The sequence below is a fragment of the Stenotrophomonas sp. P5_A8 genome (assembly GCF_056400545.1).
Window position 1 is genome coordinate 1 of record NZ_JBFULB010000122.1, and the last position, 11,044, is coordinate 11,044.

Annotated in this window: 9 protein-coding genes; 6 read left to right on the top strand and 3 right to left on the bottom strand. The window is 67.7% G+C overall.

Going from position 1 to position 11,044, the window contains the following annotated elements; all coding sequences use genetic code 11:
• Window positions 1-8 precede the first annotated feature (8 nt).
• From AC1DQP_RS10590 to katG, 5 genes are all read left to right on the top strand, one after another.
• Complete coding sequence (locus tag AC1DQP_RS10590; protein WP_478051558.1) at window positions 9-389, top strand: barstar family protein; 381 nt, start codon at window positions 9-11, stop codon at window positions 387-389.
• Between the two features lie 126 nt (window positions 390-515).
• A complete protein-coding gene (mutS, locus tag AC1DQP_RS10595) occupies window positions 516-3,086 on the top strand; it encodes a DNA mismatch repair protein MutS (protein WP_478051559.1) in 2,571 nt (856 codons plus the stop codon).
• A 220-nt stretch (window positions 3,087-3,306) separates the two neighbouring features.
• Window positions 3,307-5,292, top strand: a complete 1,986-nt coding sequence (locus AC1DQP_RS10600; protein ID WP_478051555.1) for an acyltransferase family protein — start codon at window positions 3,307-3,309, stop codon at window positions 5,290-5,292.
• A 66-nt stretch (window positions 5,293-5,358) separates the two neighbouring features.
• On the top strand, window positions 5,359-6,018 hold the full coding sequence (locus AC1DQP_RS10605) for a DUF937 domain-containing protein (RefSeq protein WP_457319775.1): 660 nt from the start codon (window positions 5,359-5,361) through the stop codon (window positions 6,016-6,018).
• Window positions 6,019-6,243: 225 nt separating this feature from the next.
• Window positions 6,244-8,469 carry a catalase/peroxidase HPI gene (katG, locus tag AC1DQP_RS10610; protein WP_478051556.1) on the top strand — a complete coding sequence of 742 codons (2,226 nt, stop codon included), beginning with the start codon at window positions 6,244-6,246 and terminating at the stop codon, window positions 8,467-8,469.
• A gap of 104 nt (window positions 8,470-8,573) precedes the next feature.
• On the opposite strand, the gene AC1DQP_RS10615 is transcribed toward katG, so the two are convergent.
• Window positions 8,574-8,981, bottom strand: coding sequence for an RNA-binding S4 domain-containing protein (locus AC1DQP_RS10615; RefSeq protein WP_256776441.1), 408 nt, complete (start codon window positions 8,979-8,981; stop codon window positions 8,574-8,576).
• A complete protein-coding gene (locus tag AC1DQP_RS10620; RefSeq protein WP_457320715.1) occupies window positions 8,974-9,222 on the bottom strand; it encodes a hypothetical protein in 249 nt (82 codons plus the stop codon). The genes AC1DQP_RS10615 and AC1DQP_RS10620 overlap by 8 nt, the downstream gene beginning before the upstream one ends.
• Before the next feature lie 163 nt (window positions 9,223-9,385).
• Between AC1DQP_RS10620 and AC1DQP_RS10625 the strand changes: the two genes are divergently transcribed.
• Window positions 9,386-10,876, top strand: a complete 1,491-nt coding sequence (locus AC1DQP_RS10625) for an MATE family efflux transporter (protein WP_478051557.1) — start codon at window positions 9,386-9,388, stop codon at window positions 10,874-10,876.
• Here AC1DQP_RS10625 and AC1DQP_RS10630 read toward each other — a convergent pair.
• The gene (locus tag AC1DQP_RS10630) at window positions 10,873-11,043 is read right to left on the bottom strand and encodes a DUF6404 family protein (protein ID WP_478051560.1); all 171 of its coding nucleotides are present in this window, start codon (window positions 11,041-11,043) and stop codon (window positions 10,873-10,875) included. The two genes, AC1DQP_RS10625 and AC1DQP_RS10630, sit on opposite strands and share 4 nt — an antisense overlap.
• Window position 11,044 lies beyond the last annotated feature (1 nt).

The following is an 11,044-nucleotide window of genomic DNA, read 5'->3' on the forward strand; positions in this document are numbered from 1 at the left end:
CCCCCTGCCTGGTGCTGGAAGGCGGCGCGATCGACGGCATCGCCAGCTTCTACGCCGAGATCAACCGCGTCTTCATGCCCGACGAAGACTGGCAACTCGGGCCAAGCCTGGATGCGCTGGATGACATGCTCTACGGCGCCTATGGCGCGCTGGCCGGTCACACGACCGTCCAGTTGCACTGGAAGGACATCGCACACAGTCGCCGGGCGCTTGGAGTAGCGGCAACGCGCACGTGGCTGCAGGCCAAACTGGATCCGGCCGGACCGTTCAACCCCGGCCATGTCAGCGCACAACTGCAGGCGCTGGAACGCGGCGAGGGCCAGACCTATTTCGATATCGTCATGCAGATCATCGCCGCACATCCCAATGTGACGCTGCTGACCCGTTGAGCCCGGGAGCGACCCTTCGCCCGCCCGGCCCCCTCCCCTACAATGGTCCATCCGGCGGCCTTCCGGCCTGCCCCCGACGTTGATGGACCCCGCGTGACCGATAAGCAGCCCGAACACACCCCGCTCATGAAGCAGTTCTTCGCCGCAAAGTCCGAGTATCCGGACCTGCTGCTGTTCTTCCGGATGGGCGACTTCTACGAGCTGTTCTACGACGACGCACGCAAGGCCGCGCGGCTGCTGGACATCACCCTGACCCAGCGCGGCAGCTCCGGCGGTGCGCCGATCCCGATGGCCGGCGTGCCGGTGCATGCCTACGAAGGCTACCTGGCGCGGCTAGTGGCGCTGGGCGAATCGGTGGCCATCTGCGAGCAGATCGGCGACCCGGCGCTAGCCAAGGGCCTGGTCGAACGCAAGGTGGTGCGCATCGTCACCCCCGGCACGGTCACCGATGAGGCACTGCTGGACGAGCGTCGTGACACCCTGCTGATGGCGCTGTCGCGCGGCAAGCACGGCTTCGGCCTGGCCTGGGCCGACCTGGCCGGCGGTCGCTTTTTGGTCAACGAAGTAGATTCGGAAGACGCGCTGGAAGCCGAACTGGCGCGCCTGGAGCCGGCCGAACTGCTGGTACCCGACGAAGAAAACTGGCCGGAGTTCCTCAAGCACCGCAGCGGCATCCGTCGCCGCGCGCCGTGGCTGTTCGATCCCGACAGCGGCCGCCGCCAGCTGCTGGCCTTCTTCAAGCTGCACGACCTCACCGGTTTCGGCATCGACGACAAGCCGCGCGCGACCGCGGCGGCCGGCGCCCTGCTTGGCTATGTCGAGGAAACCCAGAAACAGCGCCTGCCGCACCTGACCGCGATCGCCACCGAAACGGCGAGCGAAGCGATCGCGATGAACGCCGCCACGCGCCGCCATCTCGAACTGGACACGCGCGTCGACGGCGACACCCGCAACACCCTGCTCGGCGTGCTCGATACCACCGTCACCCCCATGGGCGGTCGCCTGCTGCGGCGTTGGCTGCACCGTCCGCTGCGCCTGCGCGAGGTGCTGGTGCATCGCCACGATGCGGTAGCCACGCTGATCGACCGCGGCGCCGATGGCGATGTGCGCGAAGCGTTCCGTGCGCTCGGCGATCTGGAACGCATCCTCACCCGCGTGGCGCTGCGCTCGGCACGTCCGCGCGATTTCTCGACCCTGCGCGATGGCCTCGGCCTGCTGCCGGAAGTACGTCGCGTGCTCGCCCCGCTGGACTCTCCGCGCCTGGTCGCGCTGCACGACGCGCTGGGCTCGCATGACGAATGCGCGCACCTGCTGGCCAGCGCGATCGCCCCCACCCCACCGATGAAGCTCAGCGACGGCGGTGTCATCGGCGAAGGCTTCGATGCCGAGCTGGACGAACTGCGCCGCCTGTCCACCCATGCCGATCAGTTCCTGATCGACCTGGAACAGCGCGAACGCATCAGCAGCGGCATTGCCACGTTGAAGGTCGGCTACAACCGCGTGCACGGCTACTACATCGAAATCAGCAAGGGCCAAAGTGAGAAGGCGCCGGTGCACTACACCCGCCGCCAGACCCTGACCAATGCCGAGCGCTACATCACCGAAGAACTGAAATCCTTCGAGGACAAGGTGCTGTCGGCGCGCGAGCGTTCGCTGTCGCGCGAGAAGCTGCTGTACGAACAGCTGTTGGATACGCTGGCCGGCAAGTTGGAGCCGCTCAAGCAGTGCGCCGCCGCGCTCAGCGAACTGGACGTGCTGGCCGGCTTCGCCGAACGCGCACAGGCGCTGGACTGGGCCCGCCCGGAGCTGGAAACAGCGCCGTGCCTGCGCATCGAACGCGGCCGCCACCCGGTGGTCGAGGCGGTGCGCGAGCAGCCGTTCGAGCCCAACGACCTGGACCTGCATCCGGACCGCCGCATGCTGGTCATCACCGGCCCGAACATGGGCGGTAAATCGACCTACATGCGCCAGAACGCGCTGATCGTGCTGCTGGCCCACATCGGCAGCTTCGTGCCGGCCAGCCGCGCGGTGATCGGTTCGATCGACCGCATCCTGACCCGCATCGGCGCCGGCGACGACCTCGCGCGCGGGCAGTCCACCTTCATGGTCGAGATGGCCGAGACCAGCTACATCCTGCACCACGCCAGCGCGCACTCGCTGGTGCTGATGGACGAGATCGGCCGCGGCACCTCCACCTACGACGGCCTGGCCCTGGCCGATGCGGTGGCGCGCCACCTGGCCTACCAGAATCGCTGTTACACGTTGTTTGCCACCCACTACTTCGAGCTGACCGCGCTGGCCGACGAGCAGCACGAAGGCGGCCCCAGTGGCATCGCCAACGTGCACCTGGATGCGGTGGAACACACCGACAAGAACGGCAGCGAAGCGCTGGTGTTCATGCACGCGGTCAAGGACGGCCCGGCCAACCGCAGCTTCGGCCTGCAGGTGGCGGCCCTGGCCGGCCTGCCACGCTCCACCGTCGCGCAGGCACGGCGTCGCCTGGCCGAACTGGAGCAGCGCGGCGGCGAGAGTCAGGCCGCCACCGTGGCCCCGCAGGCCCTGGATGCACCGCAGCAGTTCGGCCTGTTCAACGCACCCAACACCGCCGCGCAGGACGCGCTGGCCGCGATCGATCCGGACGAGCTGACCCCCAAGCAGGCCCTGGAAGCGCTGTACCGGCTGAAAGCACTGATCTGATCCAGCGCGCCCAGCGCGCGTGGCAGTGGCCGGGGTCATCCAGCGTAGGCATGCGCCTACGCTGGAATGGGCGGTATGACGAACCTGGCTGAACCGCAGGCGCACCTGAACCTCGCACGTGCCCCCACGCACGTTCCAGTTCGGAGGGTGTGTCGCCATTGCCCCTTGCCGGTGCACAACACCCTCTTGATGCTGGCCCGTCCCCGTAACGGTCCCCGTCATGTCCCTGCTCCCAACGCGTCACTTCGGCGCCATCGATGGCATGCGTGCCCTGGCGGTGGTTGCCGTCATCGTTTTCCACGCCAACAAGGCGCTCCTGCCCGGCGGGTTCAGTGGCGTGGACCTGTTTTTCGTTGTGTCCGGATTCGTGATCAGCCAGTCCCTGGCAGCGCGGCCCACCCCCACCCTTGGCCGCTTCCTGCTCGATTTCTACCGGCGGCGGCTGCTGCGGCTGCTGCCCGCGCTGCTGCTGATGCTGCTGGTCACTTTCCTGCTGTCGGCCCTGCTGATGCCACGTGCCTGGCGCAACGAGCAGTTCGACCAGACCGGACTGGGCGCATTGTTGGGGGTCAGCAACCTGGTGCTGGCCTGGCAGCAGGATGGCTACTTCTCGCCGGGCGCCGACCTCAACCCCTTCCTGCACACCTGGACGCTCGGGGTGGAAGAACAGTTCTACCTGCTGTTTCCGTTCGTGTACTTCGTCTGGCTGCAGCACCGCCGGACCCACGCGGCCGCGCGCTGGCTGTTGCCGGTATTGGCCGCGGCGTCGCTGGCGATCGCCGCCGTGCAGGCGACCACCGCGCCAGCATCGGCGTTTTACCTGCTGCCGGCACGGTTGTGGGAGCTGGCCGCAGGCGCATTGTTGTACCAGCGCGTGATGACCCACGGCGCACCTGCGCGCTGGCGGCTGTGGGCGCTGCCAGGCCTGCTGATGGTGGCGCTGGGCTTCGGGTTCGCGTCCCGGTTCTCGTTTCCCTTCCCGGGCGCGCTGATCACCGTGGCTGGCACGCTGATGCTGCTGGCCGCCGCCGCCGCCGACGACACCGACCGCGCACGGTCATCGGTTCTGAGCGGGCTGCAATGGCGGCCGCTGGTCTACATCGGCGTGTTGTCCTACTCGCTCTATCTCTGGCACTGGCCGTTGCTGGTGCTGCTGCGCTGGACCTACGGCATGCAGGGCATCGCGTTGTGGGCCTACCCGGTCGTACTGGTGGCCATCGCCAGCGCCTCCTATCACTGGATCGAAAATCCGGCACGCCGGCGGGGCACACGCCTTCGCACGCGCACGGTACTGGCAATGGGCATTGCCGCCATGGGCCTGTCCGCCACGGGTGCCTACCTGATCGTGCAGCACACCGACGACATCTCGCTCAGCACCACCGGCGACGGCTACCAGTGGCGGCCCTACCTGCATCCCGCCTGGAAACCGGTGCCGCCGGTCGATGGCCCCACCCTCGCAGGTCGGCAGCTGTTCGTCGCCGGCGACTCGCATGCCGCCGCCTACCGGACCATGGTGTCCATCGCCGCGCGGCAGTTGGAGATGGAGTTGCACGTGCTGGAGCGCGGTGGCTGCGGCATCGTCACCTTGCTTGGCACTGCACCGGGCGACTGTAGTGACGCACGCGAACGCGTCCTGGCGCAGATCGAGGCGCAGGCCCGGCCCGGAGATGTGGTGCTGATCGCCTCGCTGCGCATGCCCGAACTGCGCGGCCGCGATTGGCGCCGTGGGCATGCCGTGGTCATGGACGACATCCTGCACGCCCGCAACGCGGACGACGACCGCGCCGCCAGACAGGACGCCGAAGCGGTGCTGGCGCGCCTGGAGGCGCTGCAGGTGAAGATCGTGATCGACGCGCCATTGCCCATCTTCAAGGCCTCCGCGTATCGATGTTCGGATCCGTTCAACCGGATGAATCCGGCCTGCGCCGACGGCCTGACGATGCCCCGCGCGGACCTAGAGCGGCTGCGCGCGCCGCAGATGGCGCTGCTCGCATCGCTCGCCTCGGCGCATCCTGCGCTGCATGTGTGGGATCCGCTGCCGCTGCTGTGCAAGGACAGTACATGTTCGGCGATGGACGGGCTGGATCCGCTGTTCTTCGATTCAGACCACCTGAGCGGGCATGGCAACCGCGTGCTGCTGCCGGACTTCGTCGCCACGCTGCAGCAGATCGCGGTGACGTCGACGCCCTCCGACCGTACCCACTGACCTGCGCCGCCGGCCGGGGCGCCAAGGCCAGGCCGGCGGCCTGAGGCCTTCGCATTACCGTAGTAAATGCAGCGCTATGCTCGGCGCGTCCCCCTTCCTGCTCCGGAGTCCGCCGTGAACACCGAATCACTCGCCGCTTCCCTCTTCCAGCAGCTGCAGCAGGGCCAAGGCCTGCAGCAGGTCTCCCAGCAGCTTGGCATCGACCAGCACCAGGCCAGCGGCGCGGTCGGCGCGGCCCTGCCCCTGCTGCTTGGAGCGATGGGCCGCAACGCACAGCAGCCCCAAGGTGCTGAAGCCCTGCTGGGCGCCCTGCAACGCGATCATGCGCCCGCCGGCGGTGGTGGCTTCGACCTGGGCGGGCTGCTCGGCAGCGTGCTCGGGGGCGGCGGGGGTGGCAGTGCCACCAATGGCGCCGGCATCCTGGGCCATGTGTTCGGCGGCAACAGCGACCGCGCCGCGCAGGGCCTGAGCCAGGCCACCGGTCTGGACAGCAGCAAGACCAGCCAGCTGCTGGCCATCCTCGCGCCCATCGTCATGTCCTACCTCGCCCAGCGCTTTGCCAGCGGCGGCAATCCCGGCCAGCTCAGCCAGGCCCTCGGCCAGGAAGCCCAGGCCGCCAGCAGCGGTGGCCTGCTCACCTCGGTGCTCGACCAGGACGGCGACGGCCAGCTCGGCATCGGCGATTTGGTAAAGCTGGGTGGCGGTCTGTTCGGCGGGAAGCGTTGAGGCCGCCACATAAATAGGCCGCAACTATCACATCGGTTGATTCATTCGAATTTACCGATGGAATAACAATGCTTAACGTGTCCCGCATGCCTTCACGGCACGTCCCGGCCCTCACGCCGGGGCTTGGTGGCACCGCACTCCCTGAGGGAAGGTTGGGCCGCCGACATCGCCATAGGCGCCTGCGCGCAGATGATTCCCCATTCGCTGGTACACAGGTAGATGCCCATGAAAAGCGAAGCAAAATGCCCCTTCAACCACGCCCTGGTCGGCGACGCCACCACCAACCGCGACTGGTGGCCCAACCAGTTGCGCGTGGACCTGCTCAACCAGCATTCCAACCGCTCCAATCCGCTGGGTGACGGCTTCAATTACGCCAAGGCGTTCAAGCAGCTCGACTACACCGCGCTGAAGGCCGACCTCAAGGCGCTGATGACCGATTCGCAGGACTGGTGGCCGGCCGACTTCGGTCACTACGGCGGCCTGTTCGTCCGCATGGCCTGGCACAGCGCCGGCACCTACCGCATCGGCGATGGACGCGGCGGCGGCGGTCGCGGCCAGCAGCGTTTCGCCCCGCTCAACAGCTGGCCGGACAATGTCAGCCTGGACAAGGCACGCCGGCTGCTGTGGCCGATCAAGCAGAAGTACGGCCAGGCCATCTCCTGGGCCGACCTGCTGATCCTCACCGGCAACGTCGCACTCGAATCGATGGGCTTCAAGACCTTGGGCTTTGCCGGTGGTCGCCCCGATACCTGGGAGCCGGACCAGGATGTGTACTGGGGCCGCGAGACCACCTGGCTCGGCGGCGATGTGCGCTATGCGCATGGCTCCGAGGGCGTGCAGGAAGACCACGGTGTGCTGGTCTCCGATGACGACGCTGATGGCGACATCCACTCGCGCGATCTGGAGAATCCGCTCGCCGCAGTGCAGATGGGCCTGATCTACGTGAACCCCGAAGGCCCGGACGGCAACCCCGATCCGCTCAAGGCCGCCTTCGACATCCGCGATACCTTCGGCCGCATGGCCATGGACGATGAGGAAACCGTCGCCCTGATCGCCGGTGGTCACAGCTTCGGCAAGACCCACGGTGCCGGCCCGGCCGACAACGTCGGGGCGGAACCGGAAGCAGCGGGGCTGGAAAGCCAGGGCCTTGGCTGGTCCAACACATTCGGCAGCGGCAAGGGCGGGGACACCATCACCAGCGGCCTGGAAGTGACCTGGACGCGCACCCCGGCACAGTGGAGCCACGACTTCTTCGAGCTGCTGTTCAAGCACGAGTGGGAGCTGACCAAGAGCCCGGCCGGTGCGCACCAGTGGGTGGCCAAGGACAGCGAGGCCGTCATCCCCGACGCGCACGACCCGTCGAAGAAGCATCGCCCGAGCATGCTCACCACCGACCTGGCGTTGCGCGTGGACCCGGCCTACGAAAAGATCTCGCGCCGCTTCCTTGAGGACCCGCAGGCCTTTGCCGATGCATTCGCGCGTGCATGGTTCAAGTTGACCCACCGCGACATGGGTCCGCGTGCCCGCTATCTGGGCCCGGAGATCCCGGCCGAGGAATTCATCTGGCAGGACCCGGTGCCCGCAACGACCCATGCGTTGATCGACGCCCGCGACATCACCGCGCTCAAGCAGCAGATCGCCGCTGCCGGACTGAGYGTGGCCGAACTGGTGTCCACTGCCTGGGCCTCGGCGTCGACGTTCCGCGGCTCGGACAAGCGCGGCGGTGCCAACGGTGCACGCATCCGTCTTGCCCCGCAGAAGGATTGGGCCGTGAACCAGCCGCAGCAGCTGTCCAAGGTGCTGGCCGCGCTGGAAAAGATCCAGACCGGCTTCAATGGCGGCGGCGGCAAGCAGGTATCGCTGGCCGACCTGATCGTGCTGGCCGGAGGCGTCGGCGTCGAGCAGGCCGCCAAGGCCGGTGGCCACGACATCAGCGTACCGTTCACCCCCGGCCGCACCGATGCCAGCCAGGCACAGACCGACGTCGAATCGTTCGCGGTACTGGAACCCTACGCCGATGGCTTCCGCAATTATCTCAAGGGCCGCTACAGCGTGCCCGCCGAAGTACTGCTGATCGACAAGGCGCAACTGCTCACCCTGAGCGCGCCGGAGCTGACCGCACTGGTCGGCGGCCTGCGCGTGTTGGGAGCCAATGTCGACGGAAATACCCAGGGTGTGCTGACCGATCGCCCCGGCACGTTGAGCAACGATTTCTTCGTCAACCTGCTGGACATGCGCACGCAGTGGAAACCCGACGGCGATGGCTACGTGAGCAGCGGAGACACGCGCTGGACCGGGAGTCGCGCCGACCTGGTATTCGGATCGAATTCGGTGCTGCGCGCCCTCGCCGAGGTCTACGCCAGCGCGGACGGTGAGAAGAAGCTGGTGCAGGATTTCGTCGCCGCCTGGACGCGGGTGATGGAACTTGACCGCTACGATCTGCACGCGTGAGACAGGGGGAACCGGCCACCAGCCGGCTCCCCCGCAAGGACAGGTGCCAACCGCTGTGTCAGCACCGCTTCAATGCCTGCGCGCACGCGAACGTACGCGCAGGCTCAGATCGCGTCGATGTCGCCCAGGGCCCGGATCAACCGCCGCGCACGCTTGTCCGGTCGATGCTCCGGCGGCTGGTAACCATTCTTCGCCGCCGCGCGCTGCGCACGCAGTTCGGCACGCCGCGCACGCGACGCCTCGCTTTCCGCATACAGCTGCTGCGCCACCGGCGCCGGCCCGCGCATTTCGCTCAGACCACGCACTTGTACGTCGAAAGTTTCATCGCCGCGGCTGATCTGCAGCTGCTCGCCTACCCTCACAGCGCGCGACGACTTCGGGCGCTGCCCCGCCACATCGACCTTACCGGTTTCCACCGCCTGCTTGGCCAGGCTGCGGGTCCGGAAGAAGCGCGCGGCCCACAGCCACACATCCAGCCGCACGCTGGCGCCCAACGATTCTGCTTCAGTCATGCTGCTTGCCCAGCTCCACGGCGTTGGCCGGTCGTTTGTTCAGGGATTGGGGCGCGTCCGGGTTGCCCCGGCATCCAGTGCCACCGATCAGTACCGGCACGCCGGCATCCAGATCGCGGCGCTGGCTGCCCACCTGGCATTCCGGTCGGTCCATCGGCCGCACCTGGGCATCGCCCAGGCGCTGTGTACTCGAACATGCGGCCAACGCAACGGCAATCAAGAGCGCCATCAGCGCGGGCATGAACGGGTCAGCCCGATGCAGGGGACACCGGCCAGTGGGGAGCATCCGGTTGGTTCRCATTGCCTGGAGCCGGCCAGCCGCCGACATTACGGTGCGCATCGCGATATCCCACTGACGGGCTTGGTGCTAGTGTGCCGCTCTCCACGCTTGATCTCCAGAGCACATGGCCAAAGCGCCGCTTGACCTGACCACCGGCCCGATAGGGCGCAACCTGTTCCTGTTCGCCCTGCCGATCCTGGCCGGCAACATCGCCCAGTCGCTGAACGGGTCGGTGAATGCGATCTGGGTGGGCCGCTTCCTCGGCGAGGCGGCTTTGACCGCTACCGCGAACGCCAACAACATCATGTTCTTCCTGATCGGCTCGGTGTTCGGGATCGGCATGGCGGCCACCATCCTGATCGGCCAGGCGATGGGGGCGCGCGACATTTCCCAGGCACGCCGGGTGATGGGCACCAGCGCCACCTTCTTCATCGGCCTGTCGGTGGTGATCGCGATCGCCGGCTGGTGGCTGTCGCATCCGCTGCTGGCGGCCATGGGCACGCCGGCCGAATCGCTGCCGTTGGCCGAGGCCTACCTGCGCATCATCTTCCTGGCGATGCCGACGCTGTATGCGTTCGCGTTCCTGAGCTCGGCGCTGCGCGGCGTCGGCGATTCACGCACGCCGTTCCGCTTCCTGCTGCTGTCGGTGGTGCTGGACATCGGCTTCAACCCGCTGCTGATCTTCGGCATCGGCCCGTTCCCGCAGCTGGGCATCGCCGGTGCCGCCTGGGCCACGCTGATCGCGCAGACGCTGTCGCTGACCGGCCTGCTCTGGTACATGCGCAACAAGCGCCATGTGCTGTGGCTGGGCCGCAAGGACATGGCGCTGTTCAAGATCGACACCACGATCCTGCGCGCGCTGGTGGTCAAGGGCGTGCCGATGGGCCTGCAGATGGTGCTGATCTCGCTGTCGATGATCCTGATGATGAGCATGGTCAACGGCTACGGCACCGACACGGCCGCCGCCTACGGTGCATCGCTGCAGCTATGGACCTACGTGCAGATGCCGGCGATGGCGATCGGCGCGGCGTGCTCGTCGATGGCCGCGCAGAACGTCGGCGCCGGCAACTGGGACCGCGTGCGCGGCACCGCCCGCAGCGGCGTGCTGTACAACTTCCTGCTCACCGGCGTGCTGATCCTGCCGCTGATCCTGCTGGACCGGTACACCCTTGCGCTGTTCCTGCCCGAAGCCAGCCAGTCGCTGGACGTGGCGCGCCACCTCAACCACATCGCGGTGTGGTCGTTCCTGTTCTTCGGCGTCAACTTCGTCATTTCCGGCGTAGTGCGCTCCACCGGTGCGGTGATCCCGCCGCTGCTGATCCTGGCCGCCTCGCTGTGGGGCATCCGCGTGCCGTTCGCCGAACTGCTGCAGGACAGCTGGGGCGCCGATGCGGTGTGGTGGAGTTTCCCGGTCAGCTCGTTCTGCGCGATGCTGATGTCGCTGGCGTATTACCGCTGGGGCGGCTGGCGCAAGGCGCACATGCTGCCGACCCACCGCGACGAAATGGCCGCACCGGCTGCCGTGCCGTCGATGCCGCCTTCACCGGTGGCCGACCTGGACCCGGACGCACCGGCAACGGCGGCGCCGCAGCCCGCGCCGACGCGCGCGGGTTAACCGGCGTCGGTGTCGCGCACCTCGCGCCACGCCGGCAAGCGATAGCGCTGCTGCTGCCACCGCATCAGCAGTGCCATCGCGCCACCGAACAGCAGGCCGGCCACGCCGGCACCGCCCAGTACGCCCGCCGTCGGCAGCATGGCGCTGCGCGCGAACAGCAGCCACATC